The 21,567-nt window shown below is 76.8% G+C and carries 18 protein-coding genes; 8 read left to right on the forward strand and 10 right to left on the reverse strand.

Features of this window, described 5'->3' with window-relative positions; genetic code table 11:
- Window positions 1-25 precede the first annotated feature (25 nt).
- From BUE37_RS19130 to BUE37_RS19140, 3 genes are all read right to left on the reverse strand, one after another.
- On the reverse strand, window positions 26-520 hold the full coding sequence (locus BUE37_RS19130; RefSeq protein WP_073422052.1) for a single-stranded DNA-binding protein: 495 nt from the start codon (window positions 518-520) through the stop codon (window positions 26-28).
- A gap of 2 nt (window positions 521-522) precedes the next feature.
- On the reverse strand, window positions 523-810 hold the full coding sequence (rpsF, locus tag BUE37_RS19135; RefSeq protein WP_073422228.1) for a 30S ribosomal protein S6: 288 nt from the start codon (window positions 808-810) through the stop codon (window positions 523-525).
- A 167-nt stretch (window positions 811-977) separates the two neighbouring features.
- Entirely contained in the window at window positions 978-2,060 is a 1,083-nt protein-coding gene (locus BUE37_RS19140) for a hypothetical protein (RefSeq protein ID WP_073422053.1), read from the reverse strand.
- Window positions 2,061-2,184: 124 nt separating this feature from the next.
- Between BUE37_RS19140 and BUE37_RS19145 the strand changes: the two genes are divergently transcribed.
- On the forward strand, window positions 2,185-2,997 hold the full coding sequence (locus tag BUE37_RS19145) for a deoxyribonuclease IV (protein WP_073422054.1): 813 nt from the start codon (window positions 2,185-2,187) through the stop codon (window positions 2,995-2,997).
- A gap of 73 nt (window positions 2,998-3,070) precedes the next feature.
- Here the strand turns inward: BUE37_RS19145 and BUE37_RS19150 are convergent, their stop codons facing one another.
- The 3 genes from BUE37_RS19150 to BUE37_RS19160 all read right to left on the reverse strand — a co-directional run bounded on the left by BUE37_RS19150 (window position 3,071) and on the right by BUE37_RS19160 (window position 7,660).
- On the reverse strand, window positions 3,071-4,597 hold the full coding sequence (locus BUE37_RS19150) for a glycosyltransferase family 87 protein (protein ID WP_073422055.1): 1,527 nt from the start codon (window positions 4,595-4,597) through the stop codon (window positions 3,071-3,073).
- Window positions 4,598-4,618: 21 nt separating this feature from the next.
- Window positions 4,619-7,078 (reverse strand): transglycosylase domain-containing protein, encoded by a 2,460-nt coding sequence (locus BUE37_RS19155; protein WP_073422056.1) that lies wholly within the window; start codon window positions 7,076-7,078, stop codon window positions 4,619-4,621.
- 150 nt (window positions 7,079-7,228) lie between these two features.
- Complete coding sequence (locus tag BUE37_RS19160) at window positions 7,229-7,660, reverse strand: DUF5318 family protein (RefSeq protein WP_083628929.1); 432 nt, start codon at window positions 7,658-7,660, stop codon at window positions 7,229-7,231.
- Window positions 7,661-7,857: 197 nt separating this feature from the next.
- On the opposite strand from BUE37_RS19160, the gene BUE37_RS19165 reads away from it, so the two are divergent.
- The 3 genes from BUE37_RS19165 (at window position 7,858) to BUE37_RS19175 (ending at window position 10,596) form a co-directional block, all read left to right on the forward strand.
- Window positions 7,858-8,490, forward strand: a complete 633-nt coding sequence (locus BUE37_RS19165; RefSeq protein ID WP_245794762.1) for a PadR family transcriptional regulator — start codon at window positions 7,858-7,860, stop codon at window positions 8,488-8,490.
- A gap of 106 nt (window positions 8,491-8,596) precedes the next feature.
- Window positions 8,597-9,676, forward strand: a complete 1,080-nt coding sequence (locus tag BUE37_RS19170; RefSeq protein ID WP_073422057.1) for an inositol-3-phosphate synthase — start codon at window positions 8,597-8,599, stop codon at window positions 9,674-9,676.
- A 164-nt stretch (window positions 9,677-9,840) separates the two neighbouring features.
- On the forward strand, window positions 9,841-10,596 hold the full coding sequence (locus BUE37_RS19175) for a hypothetical protein (RefSeq protein ID WP_073422058.1): 756 nt from the start codon (window positions 9,841-9,843) through the stop codon (window positions 10,594-10,596).
- A gap of 157 nt (window positions 10,597-10,753) precedes the next feature.
- Here the strand turns inward: BUE37_RS19175 and BUE37_RS19180 are convergent, their stop codons facing one another.
- On the reverse strand, window positions 10,754-11,416 hold the full coding sequence (locus BUE37_RS19180) for a YqgE/AlgH family protein (RefSeq protein ID WP_083628931.1): 663 nt from the start codon (window positions 11,414-11,416) through the stop codon (window positions 10,754-10,756).
- A gap of 63 nt (window positions 11,417-11,479) precedes the next feature.
- On the opposite strand from BUE37_RS19180, the gene BUE37_RS19185 reads away from it, so the two are divergent.
- Window positions 11,480-12,796, forward strand: coding sequence for an MFS transporter (locus BUE37_RS19185; RefSeq protein WP_073422059.1), 1,317 nt, complete (start codon window positions 11,480-11,482; stop codon window positions 12,794-12,796).
- Window positions 12,797-12,843: 47 nt separating this feature from the next.
- On the opposite strand, the gene BUE37_RS19190 is transcribed toward BUE37_RS19185, so the two are convergent.
- From BUE37_RS19190 to BUE37_RS19200, 3 genes are all read right to left on the reverse strand, one after another.
- Complete coding sequence (locus BUE37_RS19190) at window positions 12,844-13,767, reverse strand: matrixin family metalloprotease (RefSeq protein WP_245794764.1); 924 nt, start codon at window positions 13,765-13,767, stop codon at window positions 12,844-12,846.
- Between the two features lie 271 nt (window positions 13,768-14,038).
- Window positions 14,039-14,962, reverse strand: coding sequence for a matrixin family metalloprotease (locus tag BUE37_RS24875; protein ID WP_073422060.1), 924 nt, complete (start codon window positions 14,960-14,962; stop codon window positions 14,039-14,041).
- Between the two features lie 142 nt (window positions 14,963-15,104).
- A complete protein-coding gene (locus BUE37_RS19200) occupies window positions 15,105-16,589 on the reverse strand; it encodes a CCA tRNA nucleotidyltransferase (RefSeq protein ID WP_073422061.1) in 1,485 nt (494 codons plus the stop codon).
- Window positions 16,590-16,630: 41 nt separating this feature from the next.
- Here BUE37_RS19200 and BUE37_RS19205 point away from each other — a divergent pair, with 41 nt between their 5' ends.
- The 3 genes from BUE37_RS19205 to murJ are packed head-to-tail and all read left to right on the forward strand — an operon-like array spanning window position 16,631 to window position 21,553.
- On the forward strand, window positions 16,631-17,107 hold the full coding sequence (locus BUE37_RS19205) for an NUDIX hydrolase (RefSeq protein ID WP_073422062.1): 477 nt from the start codon (window positions 16,631-16,633) through the stop codon (window positions 17,105-17,107).
- Complete coding sequence (locus tag BUE37_RS19210) at window positions 17,100-19,430, forward strand: DUF6049 family protein (RefSeq protein ID WP_073422063.1); 2,331 nt, start codon at window positions 17,100-17,102, stop codon at window positions 19,428-19,430. Before BUE37_RS19205 ends, BUE37_RS19210 begins: the two co-directional genes overlap by 8 nt.
- On the forward strand, window positions 19,427-21,553 hold the full coding sequence (murJ, locus tag BUE37_RS19215; protein WP_245794766.1) for a murein biosynthesis integral membrane protein MurJ: 2,127 nt from the start codon (window positions 19,427-19,429) through the stop codon (window positions 21,551-21,553). The genes BUE37_RS19210 and murJ overlap by 4 nt, the downstream gene beginning before the upstream one ends.
- Window positions 21,554-21,567: the final 14 nt, after the last annotated feature.

A 21,567-nucleotide genomic window follows, 5' to 3' on the forward strand; every position in this document is an offset into this window, starting at 1 on the left:
ACGGCTAGATCTGGGTAGAGAGGGATCAGAAGGGCGGCTCGTCGGACGGGCCGGCCGGAGTGGACCAGGGGTCGCTCGCCCCGCCGCCACCGCCGCCGAAACCGCCACCACCGCCGCCGCCGAAACCGCCGCCACCGCCGCCGCCACCCTCACCGCGGGCGGCACGGGTGACCTTCGCGGTGGCGTAGCGGAGGGAGGGGCCGATCTCGTCGACCTCGAGCTCGATCACGGTGCGCTTCTCGCCCTCCTTCGTCTCGAACGAGCGCTGCTTGAGGCGCCCCGAGACGATGACCCGCGAGCCGCGGGTGAGGGACTCGGCCACGTTCTCGGCCGCCTGCCGCCAGACGTTGCAGCGGAGGAACAGCGCCTCGCCGTCCTTCCACTCCTGCGACTGCCGGTCGAAGGTGCGGGGCGTCGAGGCGACCGTGAAGTTGGCGACCGCGGCACCCGACGGCGTGAACCGCAGCTCCGGGTCGGAGGTCAGGTTGCCGATGACGGTGATGACGGTCTCGCCGGCCATGCTCAGTGGACCTCGGGCCGCATCAGCTTGGTGCGCAGGACCGACTCGTTGAGGTTGAGCTGGCGGTCGAGCTCGGCGACCGCCGCGGGCTCGGCCTGGATGTCGACGACGGCGTAGATGCCCTCGACGTGCTTCTTGATCTCGTAGGCCAGGCGACGCCGGCCCCAGATGTCGGTCTTGACGCTGCCACCGGAGTTGGTGACGACGGTCAGGAACCGGTCGAGGGAGGGAGCGATGGTGCGCTCCTCCAGGTCGGGGTCGAGGATGACCATCAGTTCGTAGTGACGCACGGAGAACCCCACCTCCTCTGGTCTGGGCGGCTGCAGGACGTCTGCAGCAGGAGGGTCGTACACGCGTCGCGCGCCCTGCCTGCCGGGACGGCACACGGGACGCGCAGGTCAAGGGTACCAGCGCGGCCGCCGACCCCGGCCGGGGACGGCGGCCGCAGGCGCGCAGGTCAGGGGCGCCGGCCGCCGGGCGCGCGCAGGGCGAGGTGCGTGCGGACGAGCGCGGCGGTGGCGCCGGCCAGCGCGACGACGGCGAGCAGCGCCGGGAGCGGCAGCCCGACGGCGGGAGGCGGCCCGTCGGCGGTGACGGTGCTGCTCTCCTCGTCGATCGCCGTGCCGTCGAGACCGCGGAGGTCGCCGGAGACGGGCACCGGGACGCCGTCGTGGTTCCCCGGCAGGCCGCCGGCACCCGCGCCGGGTGCACCGGCCGCGCCCCCTCCGGAGGACGCCGCGGGGAGGCCGGGAGCCGCCGCGACCGCGTCGCCCACCGGCGCCATCGCCGCGGCGGCGCCGCCGAGGTCGTAGCCGTACGGCTCGCCGTCGACGCCTCGCGCGGCCGGGGCGGCGGCTGCCGGGGCCGGGGCCTCCGGCGCCGCCTCGGGCTGCGGCGTCCCGGGGACGGGCGGCTGCGGCAGCGGCACGTCGACCGCCGGCAGCTGCGGCAGGCCGACCGACGGCAGGTCGGGCAGCGGCAGCAGCGTGTTCACGACGAACGGCGTCGGGACGCCGATCTGCACCTGCGTCTGCCGCCCGTCGACCGTGACCGGCTGGTCCTGCGGCAGCCGGCCGAGCGCCTGCGTCGTCACCCGGGTCAGCAGCGAGCCGGCGACGGAGGTGTCGGGCACGACGACGCGGTACGTGTAGGTGATCGCGCACTGCGGGAACACGCAGGTCCGGTCGAACCGCTCGCGGTGCTCCGCGTCCCTCGGCAGCGGGTGGGTGCCCGACGGCGTCTGCAGCGTGACGTCGGTGAACACCTGCGCGGTGACCAGGGACGGCAGCAGCCCGCCCCCGCCGACCTGCACCGTCCTCGGCTCGATCCGATTGACGAAGGCGACCTCGCCGCCCGGGTCGACCGAGACCAGCGGCGGGGTGAGGTCGCGGATCTCGACGGTGGCCGACGGCGCCGCGCTCGCGGAGGGAGCCGGCAGGACCGCGCCGCCCAGCACCGCGACCCCGGCGAGCACCAGGGCGGCGAGCCCGCGCCGGGCCCCCCGCCGGACCCTGCCGTCCCGCGCCGTACCGGTCCCCATCCGCGCACCGCCCCGTCGTCGTCGACGTCTCCAGCGGGGATCCGCCGTTCCTGGTGTCCCAACGACGGCCTCCGCGCGGCGATACGGGTGGGTGCCCGATCGGCGCCGAACTACTGTCGCCGGGGTGGCTGCACACCCGATCGGCGTACACGTCGGCCCCGGACTGACCGAGGACAACCAGCTCGACGACGGCGGCCCGCTCGCCCGCGCCGCGGAGATGGACGCCGACGGCGTGCAGGTCTTCCTCGGCGACCCGCAGGGCTGGAAGGCGCCGCTGCCGCGCCCGGACGCCGAGGAGCTGCTGGCGTCCGACGTCGCCGTCTTCGTGCACGCGCCCTACGTGCTCAACGTGGCCTCGACCAACAACCGCATCCGCATCCCGAGCCGGAAGAACCTCGCCGTGAACGCCCGGGCGGCCGCGGCGATCGGCGCCCGCGGGATGGTGGTGCACGGCGGGCACGTGCTGGCCAAGGACGACCCGGCCGCCGGGTTCGGCAACTGGCGCAAGACGTTCGCCCGGCAGGCCGAGGACGGGGGCTTCCCGCTGCCGCTGCTGATCGAGAACACCGCGGGCGGCGACAACGCCATGGCCCGCGAGCTCGGCGCCGTGTCCCGGCTGTGGGACGCCGTCGGGGAGTTCGGCGCGGGCTTCGTCCTCGACACCTGCCACGCCTGGGCGGCCGGCTGGGACCTCGCCACCGCCGTCGACGACGTCCGGGCGGTCACCGGCCGCATCGACCTGGTGCACCTCAACAACAGCCGCGACCCGCAGGGCTCCGGCCGCGACCGGCACGCGCCGCTCACCGCGGGCGAGATCCCGCTGGAGCTGCTGCTCGAGGTCGCCCGCGCCGCAGATTGCCCGGTCGTGTTGGAGACCCCGGGCGACGCCGCCTCCCACGCCGAGGAGGTCGCGCTGGTCCGCTCGGCGCTGGGCTGACGGCCGGCCGGGCGACCTCCCCCACGGCGTCCTGGCTCAGCCCACGGCGTCCTGGCTCACCGCCGACGGTGAGCTAGGACACCGCATGATCAGGCGGCCTGATCGTGCGCGGTCGCCGGCGCAGGACCACCCGGTCCTCCGCGCCGTCCAGGGGGCCGCCGGCGGGGTCGTCGACGGCCGGCCAGGAGGTGCGGACGACGTCGGCGTCGGGGCGCCACACGTCGCGCACCACGAGCGCCATCAGCACGATGACGGCGACGTCGCGCACCACGACGCCGAGGAAGAACCACTCGATGCCGACGCCGCGGTCGTCGGTGCCGAGGTACCAGAGCATCCGGACCACCCACAGCACCGCCTCGGTGGCCTGCCACAGCAGCAGCGAGCGCCAGCGCGGGCGGGCCAGCACCGCGAGCGGCAGCAGCCACAGCGAGTACTGCGGGCTCCACACCTTGGTGACCAGCAGGAAGCCCGCGACGAGCAGGAAGGCCACCTGGGCCACCCGCGGGCGCGCCGGCGCGGCCAGGGTCAGCCAGCCGACCGCGGCCACCACCAGCAGCACGCAGACCGCCACGAGCGCGTTGAGCACGACCGGCGTCTCGCCCTCGGCCAGCGGCCCGTCGAACAGGTCGCCGCCGGCCGCGGTGATGGCGATGTTCCACAGCGTGTCCGGATCGGCCGGCCGGCTGCTGTTGAGCCGGAAGAACAGCGACCAGTTCTCCGGCGCGAGCAGCGCCACCGGCAGGTCGGCGACGAGCCAGGCGGCGCCCGCGGCGACGGCGGCCCGCAGCCACACGCGCAGCGTCCCGGCGCGCACGCAGAGCAGGAACAGCGCGCCGAGCACCAGGACGGGGAAGAGCTTCGCGGCGGTGCCCAGGCCGAGCAGGACGCCGGCGAGCACCGGCCGCTCGCGCGCCCAGGCCCACAGCCCGCATGCGGCGAGGGCGACGGCGAGCAGGTCCCAGTTGGTGAAGGCGTGCACGAGCAGCAGCGGCGAGAGGCCGATGAGCGCCGCGTCCCAGGGCCGGCGGCCGGCCGCGCCCAGCACCGCCCGCACGGTGACCAGCGCGCACAGGCTCAGCAGCAGGCAGGTGGCGACGTAGTAGGCCTGCACCGGCGGCACCTGGGGCAGCAGGCCGGCCGCCGTCGCCAGGCTCTCGTAGCCGCGGCCGAGCAGGGCCGCCAGTGCCATGAACGCCCCGGTGAGCACCGGGTACTCGACGGCGGAGTCCAGGTAGGGGAGCGCGCCGGTGTCCAGGCCGTGCAGGCCGAACAGCGGGACGGCGTCGGAGTAGCAGAGGTGGGTGTACTGCACCGACCCGGCCCAGTTGCCGTCGGAGCAGGGCGCCTGCTTGAGCCAGGCGCCCGCGAGCACGACGGTCGCGTAGAGCAGGCAGACCCGCAGCGGCGTCCAGAACAGGGCGCGCCCGGTGACCGCGTGCCGCCCCCACGGGCCGCCGACGGCCTCGCTGGCCTGCGCGGCGACGGGGTCCGACCAGGTCGGCACCACGCGGTCGGGCCGGCGGGACGGCGCCGGGAACGCCGCGGGCCCGTCCGCCGGCGGGGGTGCCGGGGCGGACGGGCCCGAGGGGGTGGAGCTCACGTGCCCAGTGTGCCGGGCGGGTCAGCCGGTGGGCTGGGCCACCTGGCCGGGCGCGGGGGCCGGGGCGGGGGAGCCGTTCTGGTTGCCGCCCCCGTCGCCCTGGTCGCCGTCGCCGGGACCCTGGCCGCCGAGGTCGGGAACGCCGTCCCCGTCGGTGTCCCCGGGGACCGGCTGCGGCTGCGGCGGCGGCACCGGCTGGGTCGTCGTCGGCGGGGTGGTCGTGGTCGGCGCCGACGGCGTCGTGGTCTCCGGGGCCGGCTGCGTCGTCGGGGCCGACTGGGTGGTCGGCGCCGACTGGGTCTGCGGGGCCGTGGTCACCGGCGCCGGGACACCCTCGCCGGTGTCGCCGCGGATCTTCGGCGAGTTGGGCAGGTCCTCCTCCGGCGTGCCGGCGAGGACGGTGTCCATGAACTGCTGCCAGATGGCACCCGGCAGGCCCGAGCCGTAGATGATCGCGCCGTCGCTGTTGCGGATCGGCTCGTAGCGGTCGCTGCCCATCCAGACGGCCGTCGACAGCGAGGGCGTGTAGCCCACCATCCAGGCGTCGGAGTTGTCGTCGGCGTCGATGCCCTGCGTGCCGGTCTTCGCCGCCACCTCGCGGCCGCCGTCGAGCGAGCGGCGCGAGTACTGCGCCACGCCCTCGAGGGCGAAGGTGGTGTCGTTGGCGACGTCGGCCGACATGACCTGCTCGCCGGCGTCGGCGCCGCTCTCCAGCAGCACCGCGCCGGTGGTGTCGGTGACCCGGGCGACGAAGTGCGCGTTGTGGCGCACGCCGCCGTTGGCGAAGGTCGCGAAGCCGACGGCCTGGTCGATCGGGCGCATCTCGTACTCGCCGATGCCGATCGAGGAGCCGGTGACGCCGCCGGAGTTCGGGGCGGTGAGCGTCGGCTGGTCGTCGAGCAGACCGCCGGTGGTGGCGGGCCACGTCTCCGGCATGCCGGTGGCGGCCAGCGCCGTCGCCCGCACGTTCTCCGGGCCGACCTCGTAGGCCAGGCCGTAGAAGGTGGTGTTGAGCGAGCGGGTCATGGCCTCGACGAGCGTGCAGGCGCCGCAGGAGGCGCCGCCGGAGTTGCGCACCGGCGCCTCGCGGTCCGGGAACTCCTGCGGGGAGCTGCCGTCGCGGCGGGAGTTGACGCCGATGCCCTGGTCGAGCGCGGTGGCCAGCACGTAGGGCTTCATCGACGAGCCGGGCTGGCGGCGGGTCTGGGCGTAGTCGACCGCGCCCTCGCCGGCGCCGATCTCCCCGCCGTAGTAGGCGCGGACCGCGCCGGTCCTCGGGTCGACGGCGACCAGCGCCTGCCGCAGGTTGCCCGGCTCGCCCTGCATGACGTCGAGCACGCTGGCGCGCGCGGCGTCCTGCGTGGCCTTGTCCACGGTGGTGGTGATGCGCAGGCCGCCGGCGCGGATCTGCTCGTCGGAGTAGCCGCGGGCCTCGAGCTCGTCGATCGCCTGCGAGACGACCAGGCCCTCGGGGCCGGTGGGGATGCCCAGCGCGGAGGACTCCGGCCGCGGCGCGATCGGCGGGTAGACCGAGGCGTCGCGCTCGGCCTGGGTCATCCAGCCCTCCTCGACCATCGCGTCGAGGACCAGGCCCCAGCGGTCCTGCGCGCCCTCGGGGTTGTTCTCCGGGTCGTAGGAGCTCGGGCTGCGGACGAGGACGGCGAGCACGGCGCCCTGCTGCGGGGTGAGCTGCGCGGCCGGGACGCCGAAGAAGGTGTTCGCCGCGGCCTCGATGCCGTAGGCGCCGCGGCCGAAGTAGATGGTGTTCAGGTAGTTCTCGAGGATGTCGTCCTTCGAGTACTCGTTGTCGAGCTTGACGGCGAGGAAGAGCTCCTGGAACTTCCGGCTGAACGTCTGCTCCGAGGACAGGAAGGCGTTCTTCACGTACTGCTGGGTGATCGTCGAGCCACCCTGCGTCGAGCCGCCGGTGAGGTTGTTCCAGGCCGCGCGGACGATGCCGGTGAAGGAGATGCCGGGGTCGGAGTAGAAGTTCCGGTTCTCGGCGGCGAGGATCGCGTTGCGGGCGGGCTCCGAGACCTGGGCCAGATCGACGTTGGTGCGGTTCGTGTCGCCCAGGCGGGCCATCTCGGTGGTGCCGTCGGCGTAGTAGACGACGGTCGTCTGCGCGTTCTGCACCGAGCTCGGGTCGGGGACCTCGGTGGTGGCGTAGACGACGCCGACGAAGACGCCGAGCAGCACGAACATGCCGACCAGCAGGCCGAGCAGCACCTTCAGCCGGCGACGGCGGCGCTGCTTCTTCGTGCGCGCCTTCTTGCCGCCGGGCGCTCCGCCCGCGGGACGGGAGCCGGTGGGGCGGGAGCCGCCGGGGCGCGAGCCCCCGTCGCGGGCCGACGTCGTGCGACCGCGGGTGCCCCCGGACGGGCGGCGGGCGCCGCCCGAGCCGGGTGCGCGGGCGGCCGGCGGCCGCCGCGGCGGGCCGCCGGACGGCCCGACCGGCGAGGTCTCGTCGTGGGGAGGCACCAGGGAGCCCCTCCTCGGTAGTCGGTGGGCAGGTCTCGAACCGGCCCAGCGTGGCGTTGTCTGCTGTGTGCACCGGGGAGGACGCGCGGGTGCGCACCGTCCCCGGGACGGGTGTGACGGACGGGTCCGGCGGTGCGCCCGGCGGTCCCGCTAGCGCTGCTCGGTGGCCGTGCGGCCCCGCGCGCGCTGGCGGCCGCGCTGCGGCGAGCTCCCCGGCGCCGGCTCGGTACCGAGGACGTAGGAGCAGTCCAGGTGGTTCCAGCCGCAGCCCCGGCACACCTCGACGGCGTACACGGAGAACTCCTCCTGCATCGCGTCCATCCGGGCGAGCTCCGCGTCGGTCTTGGCCTGCCCGGCCACGTGGCCGAGCGCCTCGCCGTACACGTAGTTCACCATCGTCAGGCGCTCGCGCCGGCACACCGGGCACGTCTCGTCGGTGGGCTGCCCGTGGTACCTCGCCGCACGGGTGAGGTAGGGGCTCGCGTCACAGACCTCGAAGAGCCCGGTGCTGCCGGCCTGGACGTCCGCGAGGACGGCTCGCCGGTGCAGCGAGTAGTCCACGACGGAGCGACGTCCGGGCACGGCCGCCAATGTACGCAGGAACGCCAGTCCCGGACCCCGGACGCGGGCACTCCACGCCCCCCGGCGCGCCCCGCGGACGGTGTCCTCGCTCACCTCCCGCGCCCGATCGGGCGACCCCCGCCCGACGGCGGGATCTCGAGTTGCCGCCTCGTTCACACCCCGATGTATCGTCCCGATACATCGACCGGCAGGAGCCGATGGGGGGCGACGTGCTCGAGTTCGCCATCCTCGGACTGCTGCAGCAGGCCCCGATGCACGGCTACGAGCTGCGGAAGCGGCTCGCGGAGGTGCTGGGCGGCCTGCGCAGCATCTCCTACGGGTCGCTGTATCCCGCGCTCAAGCGGTTGCACGCCGCCGGGCTCGTCACCACCGACGAGCCCGACCGGGGGGCACCGCTGCCGGCCGACGCACCGCCGCTCACCGGCCGGCGCGGGAAGGTGGTCTACACGATCACCGCGGAGGGCAAGGAGCGCTTCGCGGAGCTGGTCAGCCAGGCCGGCCCCGAGGCGTACGACGACGGCAGGCTCTTCGGCGTCCACCTCGCCTTCTTCCGGCACACCGCCGCCGACGTGCGGCTGCGCATCCTCGAGGGGCGCCGCCGCACGGTCGAACGGCAGCGGGACGGCCTGCGGTCCTCACTGGCGCGGACCCGGGAACGACTCGACCGCTACACGCTGGAACTGCAGCGCCACGGCCTCGACTCGGTCGACCGGGAGGTCCGCTGGCTGTCCGAGCTCATCGACAGCGAGCGCCGCTCCCCCGGCCCGGGCCAGGACGCCGCGGACCGCGGCGGCAGCGGGCCGCCGGACCACGCACCAGAGCAGGACTGAACCCAGGCCTGCAGGCACGACCCGGCTGCGACCGCCACTGCAGCCACCGCCAGGACCGGAACGGTCCCGCGACACGGACCACCCGGTCCAGGGAGAAGGGAAGACCATGGGAGCTGTCAAGGTCGCCATCGTCGGCGTCGGCAACTGCGCCGCCTCGCTGGTGCAGGGCGTGCACTATTACCGGGACGCCGACGAGACCACCAAGGTGCCGGGCCTCATGCACGTCCGCTTCGGCGAGTACCACGTCTCGGACGTGGAGTTCGTCGCGGCGTTCGACGTGGACGCCAAGAAGGTCGGCCGTGACCTCTCCGAGGCCATCGTCGCCAGCGAGAACAACACCATCACGATCGCCGACGTGCCGCCGCTGGGCGTCACCGTGCAGCGCGGCACCACCCTCGACGGCCTGGGCAAGTACTACCGGGCCACGGTCGAGGAGTCCGACGACGAGCCCGTGGACGTCGTCGCGGCCCTGCGCGAGTCCGGCGCCGACGTGCTCGTCTGCTACCTGCCGGTCGGCTCGCAGCAGGCCGCCGAGTTCTACGCCCAGGCCGCCCTCGACGCCGGCGTCGCCTTCGTCAACGCCCTGCCGGTGTTCATCGCCGGGACCAAGGAGTGGGCGGACAAGTTCACCGCCGCCGGCGTCCCGATCGTCGGCGACGACATCAAGAGCCAGGTCGGCGCGACCATCACCCACCGGGTGCTGGCCAAGCTGTTCGAGGACCGCGGCGTGCAGCTCGACCGCACGATGCAGCTCAACGTCGGCGGCAACATGGACTTCAAGAACATGCTCGAGCGCGAGCGCCTGGAGTCCAAGAAGATCTCCAAGACCCAGGCCGTCACGAGCCAGGTCGACCGCGACATGGGCACCGACAACGTCCACATCGGGCCGTCGGACCACGTGCCGTGGCTGACCGACCGCAAGTGGGCCTACGTCCGGCTCGAGGGCCGCGCGTTCGGCGACGTCCCGCTGAACCTGGAGTACAAGCTCGAGGTCTGGGACTCCCCGAACTCGGCCGGCATCATCATCGACGCCGTCCGCGCCGCGAAGATCGCCAAGGACCGCGGCATCGGCGGCCCGATCCTGTCGGCGTCGTCGTACTTCATGAAGTCGCCGCCGGTGCAGTACACCGACAGCGAGGCCCGCGACGCCGTCGAGGCCTTCATCCGCGGCGACGTGGAGCGCTGAGGAAGGACCCCGTCCCCCTCACCGCTCGCGAGCTCGCGGTGAGCCTCCGGACGGGGCCGTTCCAGCGCGTCACCACGTGAGCAGGCCCGTCCCCCGACCCGGGGGGCGGGCCTGCGGCCTGTCGGGGGTCCGGTGCCGCCCCCGGGCTGCCTACGCTGGCCCGCATGCCGCGCCGCCTGCTCGCGACCGCGCTGGTCCTGCTCGGCGTCGGGCTGACCGGCTGCACGGACGAGGGCGCCGATCGGCAGCCCGGCGACCCCGTGACCGCCGAGGAGGCCGAGGTGCTCGCCGGCCTGCTGGCGCGGGAGACCGAGGAGGGCGGCGCGGACGTCGTCGTCACCGCGCCCTTCGGCGAGGAGGGCCTGCTCACCCTCACCGGCGAGGTCGACCTCGCGGGCTCGGCGGGCCGGGCGCGCGCCGTGACCTCCTACGGCGACGGGCGGCCCGACGACGTCCGCACGCTGTTCTTCACCCGCGAGCAGGTCTGGTTCGGCGACGTCCCCGGCCTGGGCGAGGCGCTCGCGGCCGCCGGCCTCCCCGACGTCCCGTTCGTGCGCCGCCCGCTGGCCACCGGCCCCGACGCGGTGCCGCTGGGCGACGTCCTCGTGCAGGTGGTGCTCAACCTGGGCGCGGAGGACGCCGACGACGCCGGCGCGTTCCTCGGTGCGGTGACCTGGGAGGGGCAGCGGTCGATCGACAGCCGGCTCGCGACGGTCTACGCGTCGGACGCGGGCTGGTCGGTGGCCGTCGACGACACCAGCGAGCTGCTGCTGCAGTACGAGACGGAGCTGCCCGGCCAGGGGACCGACGTGACGGTGACGCTGGCCGACCACGGCGCGCGGACGATCGCGCTGCCCGGTGAGGACCAGTCCCTCGACGCGACCGCGCACCCGGAGGTGGCCGCGGCCCTGGGCATCTGACGGCGCCTCGCACCGGGGCCCGGACATGGGAGGAGGGGGCGGCCTCTTCCCCAGACCGCCCCCTCCGGGGCCATTCCTACCACGGTCCGCCGGGCGGCGCCTCCCGCGACGGCGTGTCGGGGAGGGACCCATCCGGTCGGGGGACCGGGCCGGGTGCCTAGTTGGCCGAGGGGTCGGCCGGCGCGGTCGACAGCACCGCCAGGCGGCCCCGCTGGCGGCCGAGCACCGCGCGCCACAGCTCCGGGCCGGACAGGTCGCTGAGCACGTCGTCGGGGGTGCCGGGCACGCATGCCCAGGCGCCCTCGGCGAGCTCGCCGGCCAGCTGCCCGGGCGACCACCCGGCGTACCCGGCGAACACCCGCAGCCCGGTCAGGCCGCCGTCGAGGGCGTCGGGGTCGGCGTCGAGGTCGACGAGGTAGACGTCGCCGGCCACCCGCCGCAGGCCGGCCGGCTCGGCGCCCTCGCCGGGGCACGCGGCCAGGCACAGCGCCGTGTCGGTCTCGCACGGGCCGCCCACGTGGAACACCCCGGGCTCGACGGCGAGGTCGCACCAGCCGGGCAGCACGTCGCGGATCTCGACCTGGCTCGGGCGGCCCAGGACGACGCCGAGGGTGCCGCTGTCGTTGTGGTCGAGCACGTAGACGACGGTGCCCGCGAAGTTCGGGTCGCTCAGCGCCGGCATCGCCACCAGCAGCGACCCGGGGCCGACGTCGTCGAGGGTGCCCGTGGACAGCTGGGGCACCGCCGCGCGGCGTCGGCCCGGGACGGCCGGAGCGGGGCGGCCGGACTCGGGATCGGGTGACGAGGGCACCGAGGACATCGATCCCAGTGTGCAACAGTCCGGCCTCCGGGGGAGGGCGAGGCCGCACCGTACGGTGAGCAGGTGCCGCGCGCCGACACCTCCGTGCGGCACCTGCTCGCCCGCGGCGACTTCCGCCGGCTGCTGGCCACGCGCCTGCTCGCCCAGTCCGGCGACGGCGTCCTGCAGGCCGCGCTGGCCGGCACGGTGCTGTTCAACCCGCAGCGGGCGGCCGACCCGGTCGACGTCGCCGCCGCCTTCGCCGTCCTGCTGCTGCCCTACTCGGTGGTCGGGCCGTTCGCCGGCGTGTGGCTGGACCGGTGGAGCCGCCGGCAGGTGCTGGTGCGGGCGAACCTGCTGCGCGCCGGGCTGGTCGCCGTCGTGGCCGCGCTGGTGCTGGCCGGCGACGCCGGGGTCCCCTTCTACGCGGCGGGGCTGGCCGTCTTCGCCGTCACCCGCTTCCTGCTGTCGGCGCTGTCGGCGGGGCTGCCGCACACCACCGACCCGGAGTCGCTGGTGCCGGCGAACGCGCTGGCGACGACGTCCGGCGCGGTGGCCACGGTGGCCGGGGGGCTCGTGGCGCTCGGCCTGCTGCAGCTCGCCCCGCCCGGCGACGCCGCCTACGCGGCCGTGGCGCTGTCGGCGGCGCTGCCGTGGCTGGCCTCGGCCGCCGTCGCCGCCGGGTTCGCGACGGCGTACCTGGGGCCGGACTCCGGCGCCGGCCCGGCGCCGGTCGCGGCGCGGGAGGTGCTGCGCGGCATGGTCGCCGGCGCCCGGCACGTGGCCGCGCACCCGCCGGCCGCCGCGGCGCTGGCCGCCATCGGCGCGCACCGGCTCTGCTACGGCCTGCTGACGCTGCTCACGCTGCTGCTCTACCGGAACACGCTGACCGAGGGCGCGGGGACGCTGTTCGCCGGCGGGCTCGTGGGCCTGGGCCAGGTGCTCGCCGCCGGGTCGGCCGGCACGCTGCTGGCGGCCGCCGTGACGCCCGCGGCGGTGCGGCGGCTGGGCGCCCGCGGCTGGGTCCTCCTGCTGCTCGTGGCCGGCGGGGTGCTGCAGCTCGCGCTCGTGCTGACGTTCGCGCCGCCCGGCATGGTCGCCTCCGGGCTGGTGCTCGGCTTCGTCGCGCAGGGCGTGAAGATCTGCGTCGACGCCACCCTGCAGCGCTGCGTCGACGACGACTTCCGCGGCCGCGTGTTCTCCGTCTACGACACGCTGGTCAACGTCACCTTCGTCGCGGCGCTCGTGGCCGGGGCGTTCCTGCTACCCGCGTCGGGGCGGTCGGTGCCGGCGCTGGTGGTCGTCGCCGGCGTCTACCTGCTGACCGCGGCCGGCTACGCCCGGGTCACCCGGACCCACCGGGAACCGGACCGGGGAGCCGGCCCGGCGGCGGCCCGGTAGCGGCGTCCCGGTCGGCGGCTCGGCGGCGGTGGCTCGGCGGCGGCGGCTCAGAGGCCGGGCTCGCACTCCCCCTCGCCCAGGCGCGCCAGCCCGGCGAGGTCGCCGGGGCCGAAGCCCGTCTGGCCGGTGTTGGTCGCGTGCATCAGCGCGCTGGGGTCGTCGACGTGGTCCAGGCCCACCACGTGGCCGAGCTCGTGCATGAGCACGGCGCGGACGTCCTCGCGCCCGCCGGGGGACAGCGCCGCACCGGCCGACCAGCCGGCGTCGAGGGTGACGGCGCCGGAGACGTACACCCACGGGCCCCCCGCCGAGTAGGCGACGCTGCCGCCGAGCCCGGCGACGGTGTCGGCGAGCTCGGGCACCTCCTCCGGCGTCGACCAGCTGACCAGCACCGGCGCCCAGCGGTCGCCGTAGCGCTCGGGCTGGTAGGCCGGGCGCTGCTCCGACCACGCCTCGTCGGTGGTCCCGTCGGCCACGAACCGCAGGCCGGTCGCCGCCGACACCCGCGCGACGGCGTCGGCGACGAGCGCCTCCGCGTCGGCCGGGGCGCCGTCCAGCGCGACGACGTAGTGCACCGGGCGGCAGGGGTCGTAGGCGACGGGGGCGACGCCGTCGGCCTGGCGCTGGACGAAGGCGTACCCGCCGACGTCCGGGGCGGCACCGGGCCGGCCGAGGGGCGCGGCCTCCGACTCGAGGCCCGGGGGCGGGCGGTCGCCGTCCACCCCGAGCAGGCCGCCGCCGGGGGAGAGGTCCGGGGTGCCGGCAGCCGGCGCGGGCAGCCCGCCGGCGAGGTGCGCGGCGCCCAGGCTCAGCGCGACGACGGCGGCGACCGTCAGCAGGGCGCGGGCGGGGGAGGAGCGGCGGCGCGGCGCGGGCGGCGCCCAGGTGCGCCAGCCCGGCGGCGCGACGGGCCGGCCGGTCGCCTGGTCGAGCACCCACTGCGGCACCCGCCCGGTGGGGGAGGTGGGCACCGGCGGCGGGCCCCACGCGGGAGGTCCCGCGGGTGGCACGGCGGGCGGCGGCGGGCCCCACGCGGGAGGTGCCGGCGGCGGCGCCCACGCGGGCGGGAGCGGGCCGCCGGAGCCGGGCAGTTCCGAGGGCCACGGCGGCCGCCCGCCCCGGCCGTCCTGGTGTCCCCCGTGCACGCGCGCCCTCCCCGTCGGTCCCCCGCGGATCCTCCCGGTCCGGGCGCCTCCGGTGTACCGGCCGCGAACGCCCGGCCACCCCGAGGGGGGAGCGAGGTCAGAGGTCGGGCTCGCAGGCCCCGCGGCCGAGGCGCGCCAGGCCGGCGCGGTCGCCGGGTCCGAGCGCGCGCTGGCCGTCGTTGTGCGCGTACATGAGCTCACCGGCGTCCTCGACGTGCCCGAGGCCCACCACGTGCGCGAGCTCGTGCACCAGCACCGCCGACACCGCGCCGCGCCCCTCCGGGGTGGCGGCCCGGTCGGCGGCCCAGTCGGCGTCGACGAGCACGCTGCCGGTGACGTAGACGGCGGGGCCGCCCGCGCGCACCGCGTCGCTGCCGCCGCGCGCGGCGATGCCCCCGCCGACGTCGGGGTTCGCGGCCGGCGGCTCGAAGGAGACCAGCACCGGCGCCCAGCGGTCGCCGTAGCGCGCCGGCTGGAAGGCGGGCCGGTCGCGGGTGACCCGCTCGTCGGTGCTGCCGTCGTGGACGAACGTCAGGCCGGTGGCCGCGGCGACCTCCGCGACGGCGCCGGCGACGAGCTCCTCGGCGCCCGCGGGGGCGTCGTCGGGCCGGAGGACCCAGTGGACGGCGCGGCACGGGTCGTAGGCGACCGGGCTCGCGCCGTCGTCCTGGAGGCCCAGGTACTCCCAGGTGCCCGCGGCGGGGGCCGGGGGCGGGGTGCCGAGCGGGCCGGCCGACGCGCCGGTGCCGGGCGACGGCCGCGTGCCGGCCGGGGCCGCCGCGACCGCGCCCTCGGGCAGGCGGAAGTCGTACCGGTCCGCTCCCCGGGCGTCGCCCGCCCCCCGGCCGGCCAGCCAGAGCAGCAGCCCCAGGGCGAGGACCGCGGCGGTGGCCTCGCGCACCCGGGAGCGGGGGAGGACGGGCCGGCGCAGACCCGGCGCCGGCGGCCACAGCGCGGCCGCGCCGCCCTCGGAGGGCCACGGCGGCCGGCGCGCGCGACCGTCCGGTACCCCTGCGTGCACGCCTGCTCCCGTCCCGCGGTCCGGCGCTCCGTCCTACCGGCGCGGGGCGGGCCGCGGGAGGGGCCGGACGGGGGCCGTCACCCGGGCGGGGGAGGCGCTCAGGACAGGGCGAAGGGGCGCCCGGGCCCGGGCGGGGAGGCGCTCAGGCCCGGGCGGCCCACCAGGCGCGCAGCTCCGCCTCGGCCTCGTCGGGGTCGAGCGGGCCGCGCTCGAGGCGCAGGTCCTTGAGGAACCGCCACGCCTCGCCGACCTCGCGGCCGGGGCCGATGCCCAGGATCTCCATGATCGCGTTGCCGTCGAGGTCGGGCCGCACCCGCGCGAGGTCCTCGGCCGCGGACAGCTCGGCGATCCGGTGCTCCAGCGAGTCGTAGGTGGCCGACAGCGCCGCGGCCCGGCGCCGGTTGCGCGTCGTGCAGTCCGAGCGCACCAGCTTGTGCAGCCGGGGCAGCAGGTCGCCGGCGTCGGTGACGTAGCGGCGCACCGCCGAGTCGGTCCACTCCCCGCGGCCGTAGCCGTGGAACCGCAGGTGCAGGAACGTCAGCCGCGCGACCTGCTCCACGACCTCCTTGGGGTAGCGCAGCGCCGTCAGCCGCTTGCGGACCAGCTTGGCGCCGACCACCTCGTGGTGGTGGAAGGAGACCCGCCCGCGCGGCTCGTGCCGGCGGGTGGCCGGCTTGCCGATGTCGTGCAGCAGGGCCGCCAGGCGCAGCACCAGGTCCGGCGACGCCGCGTCCGGGTCCGCCCGCTCCAGCGCGATCGCCCGGTCGAGCACGGTCAGCGAGTGGGAGTAGACGTCCTTGTGCTGGTGGTGCTCGTCGATCTCCATCCGCAGCGCCGGGAGCTCCGGCAGCACGACATCAGCCAGGCCGGAGGAGACGAACAGCTCCAGCGCCGCGCGGGGGGCGTCCTGCAGCAGCGTCTTGGACAGCTCGGCCTGCACGCGCTCGGGCGTGATGCGGGACAGCTGGCCCGACATGTCGGTGAGCGCCCCGACCACCTCGTCGACCGGGGTGAGCCCGAGTTGGGCGACGAAGCGCACCGCGCGCAGCATGCGCAGCGGGTCGTCGGCGAAGGAGTCCGACGCGCGGCCGGGCGTGCGCAGCCGCCGCGCGAGCAGGTCGCCGAGGCCGCCGAAGGGGTCGGTCACCGTGCGGTCGGGGCCCAGTGACACCGCCATCGCGTTGACGGTGAAGTCGCGGCGGGCGAGGTCGTCGGTCAGCGACGTCCCCCAGGCGACCTCCGGGTTGCGCGACTCGCGGTCGTAGCGGTCGGCGCGGAAGGTGGTGATCTCCAGCCGCGTGCCGCGGACCTCGGCGCCCACCGTGCCGAAGGCGATGCCCTGGTTCCACGTGGAACCCGCCCAGCCGCGCAGCAGGCCGAGCACCTGCTCGGGACGGGCGTCGGTGGTGACGTCGAGGTCGCCGTCGGGGAGGCTCGCGCCGGTGCCGGCGGCCAGCAGCGCGTCGCGCACCGACCCGCCGACGAGGTGCGCCTCGAAGCCCGCCGCGGCGAACCGCTCGCCGAGCTCGACCAGCACGGGGGACACGTCGACCAGCGCGCGCACGGTCTCCTGGACCGCCGGCGGAACGGGCTCGGCGGCCGGACGACTCTGGGGCTCTCCGGACACGACGAGCCAGGGTAGGCGACGTCTCGCGCTACCCTCCTGGCATGGCAGGGACCGGCGGACGAGGGCGCCCCGGGCGGCGTCTGCGCCGGGTCGACGAGACCTCCGCGGGGGGCCTCGTGGTCGCCGACGACGGCGTCTCCGGCCCCCGCGCCGCGCTGATCGGCCGCACCGACCGCCGCGGCCGCCTGCTGTGGTCGCTGCCCAAGGGCCACATCGAGGAGGGCGAGACCCCGGAGGACACCGCCGTCCGGGAGGTCGCCGAGGAGACCGGGATCATCGGCGAGGTCCTCGCCCCGCTCGGGATCATCGACTTCTGGTTCGTGGCCGAGGGCCGGCGCGTGCACAAGACGGTCCACCACTTCCTGCTGCGCGCCATCGGTGGCGCCCTGTCCGACGCCGACGTCGAGGTGACCGAGGTCGCCTGGGTGCCCCTCGACGAGCTGAGCGGCCGGCTGGCCTACGCCGACGAGCGGGCGCTGGTCGAACGCGCGCCGGCACTGCTCGCCGACAGTGCGTGACCCCTCGCGCGAGGTCCGTCCCAGGCACGAGACGCCCGCGGCCGGGACCGGCCGGCGCCGGGGGACCGCGACGCGCTGCCCCCGCACGGGTCTCGGTGCCGGCCTGACCGCGGCGCTGCTCGCCCTCCCGCTGCTCGCCCTCCCCCCGGCGGCCCTGCCGCAGGCCGCCGCCGCCCCGGCCCCGCCCGCGGCCCCGGCGCCCGACCCCGAGCGCCCGGTGACCGTCTCGCTCACCCGCTTCGACCCGCGCACGGTCGCGCCCGGCGGCACGGTCACGCTGGCCGGCACGCTGACCAACACCGGCACCGAGGCGCTCGGCGACCTCGGCGTGCGGCTGCAGCGCGGCGCGGTGGTCACCAGCCGGGCCGATCTGCTGGCCAACGACGCCGACCCCGACCCGGCCACCGCCGTCACGGCCCCGTTCCAGCCCCTCGACGGCGTCCTCGAGCCCGGCGGCACCCTGTCGTTCACCTACACGGCCACCACCGCCGACCTGCAGCTCGACCGCGACGGCGTCTACCCGGTGCTGCTCAACGTCAACGGCACCGACCCCGAGGGCGAGCCGTCGCGGGTCGGCGAGATCGCCACCTCCGTGGTGCAGCAGACCGTCGCCCCCGCGGCCGCGACGTCGGTGGCCTGGCTGTGGCCGCTGGTCGAGCGCACGCACCGGGACGCCTCCGGCGGGTTCGTCGACGACGGCCTCACCGCGCTGGTGTCCGAGAACGGCCGGCTCGACCGGGCGCTCGCCGTCCTCGAGCGGCTGCCCACGGTGCTCGCCCCGGGCGCACCGGACGCCGCCCCGGTCGCCCCCGTGACCGTCGCCGTCGACCCGGCGCTGGTCGAGGAGCTCTCGCTCATGGCCGAGGGCCCGTACGACGTCGCCGGCGAGGAGGGCGCGGGCACCGGCACCGAGGCCGCCGCCGCGTGGCTGGAGCGGCTGCGCGCCGTGGCCGCCGACCATCCCGTGCTCGCCCTGTCCTACGGCGACGTCGACGCCGACGCGCTGGTGGCCGCGGGGCTGCCCGGCGCGGTCGCGCGCAGCCTGCCCGCGGGACCCGACACCACCGGGGACTCGACGGCCGACGACGAGACCGCCCCCGGCCCGGCCGGCGCGGCGCTGCTCGCCGAGGTGCTGGGCGTGACCCCGCGCACCGACCTCGCCTGGGCCGCCGGGGGCTCGCTGCGCGCCGACACCCTCGGCACGCTGCGCGACGGCGGCGTCGAGCGGGTCGTCGTCGCCTCCAGCGCGCTGTCCGGCGGGGAGGCGGTGCTCGGGACCACCGGCGACGGCGCGGCCGCCCGCACCACCGTGCCCGGCGCGGACGGCCCCGTGGAGGCGCTCGCGGCCGACAGCGGCCTGTCCGCCGTCGTCGGCGCGGCCGGCAGCACCGCCGGCGGCCCGCGGGTGGCCGAGCAGCGCTACCTCGCCGAGCTGGTGCTGCTCTCCCAGCAGCCGGTCGCCGACCCCGCAGGGCAGTCCGTGCTGGTGGCCCCGCCGCGCGACGTCGACCCCGAGCCCGAGGCGGTCGCCGCGATGATCGCCGACACCGCGCTGCCGGGGCTGCGGCCGGCCTCGCTCGCCGACCTGGCCGCCGGTCCCGTCGCCGAGGCCGGCGAGCCGGTGCAGCCCGCCGAGGCCGCGGCGCTCGACCCCGAGGGCCTGGCCGACCTCGCCGGCGCCGAGGGCGTGCGCGACGACCTCGCCGGCGCCGTCGTCGGCGACCCCGACGAGGCGCTGGCCCCCTACGACCGGGCGCTGTCCCGGACCGCCTCGGCGTCCTGGCGCGACGAGCCGGCCGCCTTCCGCACCGCCGCCGCCGACCTGCGCGACGCCCTGGGCGACCTGCGCGGCCGCGTCACGCTGCTGGCCCCGGCCGACGGCACCTACAGCCTCGCCTCCAGCGACGCGCCGCTCGTGCTCACCGTGCAGAACGACCTGCCCTTCGCCGTCCGCGTCGAGGTCGAGGCCCGCACCCGCGACAACGTCGGCCTGACCATCGGCGACCTCGGGCCCCAGGAGATCGCCCCCGGCGAGCGGACGACGCTGGAGGTGCCCACCGAGGTCCGCCAGTCCGGCCGCTTCGCCGTCACCGCCGGCCTCACCACGCCCGACGGCGGCCCGCTCGGCGAGGACGTCGCCATCCAGGTGCGCAGCACCGCCTACGGGACCATCTCGCTGTCGATCACGATCGGCGCGGCGGTGCTGCTCGGGCTGCTCTTCCTGCGCCGCGGCGTGCTGTTCCTGCGCCGCCGCGGCCGTCCCGACGACGACGCCGGCCTGCCCGACGGCGCGGCCTTCCCGCCGAGCCGGAGCCCCGTGTGACCGGCCGCCCCCGCAGCGACGAGGACGCCCCGGCCCAGCGGCCGCTGCCGCCGGTGCCGCCGTCAGTGGGCTCCCGCGGGCGCGGGCGCCCGCTGCCCCCGCCGCCCTATCCCGTCGCCCCGCCGCCGGAGTCGCGGCTGCCCGCGCCGCCGCGGCCGGTCCCGCCCGTCCCGCCGCCGGCCCGCCCGCGGCCCGAGGCGTCGTCCCGGCCGGAGGCGTCGTCCCGGCCGGAGGCGTCCCCCCGGCCGGAGGCGTCCCCCCGGCCGCCGGTCCCGCCGCCGTCGACGTCGCGGCCGCCCGCGGCGACACCCCCCGCGACGCCACCCGCGACGCCCCCCGACGCCGGCCCCGCGCGGCGGCCCGACCGGCCGCTGCCCCCGGTGCCCCCGCCGGTGCGCCGCCGCTTCATCCCGGCCGACGAGACGCAGGTCATCCCGATCCTGCAGCTCCCGCCGGTGCCGTCGGCGCCCGGCGAGACCGAGGAGGAGGCCCAGCAGCGCGAGGGCGCCCCCGGCGGCAGCCGCGGCATCCTCCGCGCGGCCGGGACGATGGCGGTGGCCACGCTCGTCTCCCGCATCACCGGCCTGCTGCGGACGATGGTGCTCACCGCCGTCCTCGGCGTCGGGCTGGTCGGCGACGCCTACACGACGGCCAACACGCTGCCCAACATCGTCTACGAGCTGCTGCTCGGCGGCGTCCTCACCTCGGTGATCGTGCCGCTGCTGGTGCACGCGCAGGAACGCGACCGCGACGGCGGCGTCGCCTACGCGCAGCGGCTGTCGACCCTCGCGATCGCCGGGCTGGTCGTGGTGACCGCGGTCGCGGTCGCCGTCGCGCCGCTGCTCACCGCCCTGTACGGCATCCAGGAGGACCCGGAGCAGGTCCGGCTGGCCAACTGGCTGGCGCGGATCCTGCTGGTGGAGATCGTCTTCTACGGCGTCGGCGCGCTCGCGCAGGCGATCCTCAACTCCCGCGGCGTCTACGGCCCGCCCGCCTGGGCGCCGGTGCTCAACAACGTCGTCGTCATCGCCACCGGCGTGCTGTTCGTGCTGTCCGCCGGCCCCGGCGACCTGGAGCCCGCGACGATCACCGCCGGGCAGGTGTGGCTGCTCGGCGGCGGCACGCTGCTCGGCATCGCCGTCCAGGCGCTGGTCCTCGTGCCGCTGCTGGGGCGCGCCGGGGTCCCGCTGCGGCCGCGCTGGGGGCTGCGCCAGACGGGCCTGCGCGAGGCCGGGAGTCTCGGCGTGTGGGTCGTCGTCTACGTGGCGGTCAGCCAGATCGGCGTCATCGTGGCCACCCGGGTGGCCAACGCCGCCGGCCGCGACGGCGGGCTGGGCAACTTCGCCTTCCAGAACGCGAGCCTGCTGTTCCAGATGCCCTACGGGATCATCGGCGTCGCCCTCCTGACGGCGCTGGTGCCGCGGATGAGCCGCGCCGCCGCCCGCTCCGACGTGCCCGGCGTCGTCCGCGACCTCGCGCTGGGCACCCGCCTGTCGGCGCTCGGCCTGCTGCCGGTCAGCGCGGCGCTCACCGTGCTCGGCCCGCCGCTCGCGGTGGTCGCCTTCGGCCGCGGCAACACCGGCCTCGAGGACGCCCGCGCCATCGGGCTGGCCCTCGCGATCGGGGCGTTCGGGCTGCTGCCGATGGCCGTGACGCTGCTGCAGCTGCGCGTCTTCTACGCCATGAAGGACGCCCGCACGCCCACGCTGATCCAGGTGGGCATGGTCGCCGTCCGGGTGCCGCTGCTGCTGCTCGTGCCGGCCGTCGTCGGGCCCGAGCACGTCGTGGCCGGGCTGATGCTCGCCACCAGCGCCACCTACCTCGCCGGCTGGGCGCTCGGGCACGTCGCGCTGCGCCGCCACCTGGGCGGCGCGGGCACCGGCGGGACCCTCGGCCCGGTGCTGCGGATGGTGCTCGCGGCCGTGGTCGCGGGGCTGCTCGGCCGGCTCGTCGTCGGGGTGACCGACGACGCGTTCGGGACCTCGGTGGGGGGCTCGCTCGGCACCCTGGTGATCGGTACGGTTGTCGTCGGAGTCACGGCCCTCGCCGGCTTCGCGCTCGCCCGTGTCCCGGAGCTCCGGGAGCCCCTCGCCGCCGTCCGCGCGCGGCTGGGCCGTGGGTGAGCGCGGGGGTGGCG

Source organism: Geodermatophilus nigrescens, assembly GCF_900129495.1.
Taxonomy (GTDB): Bacteria; Actinomycetota; Actinomycetes; order Mycobacteriales; family Geodermatophilaceae; genus Geodermatophilus; species Geodermatophilus nigrescens.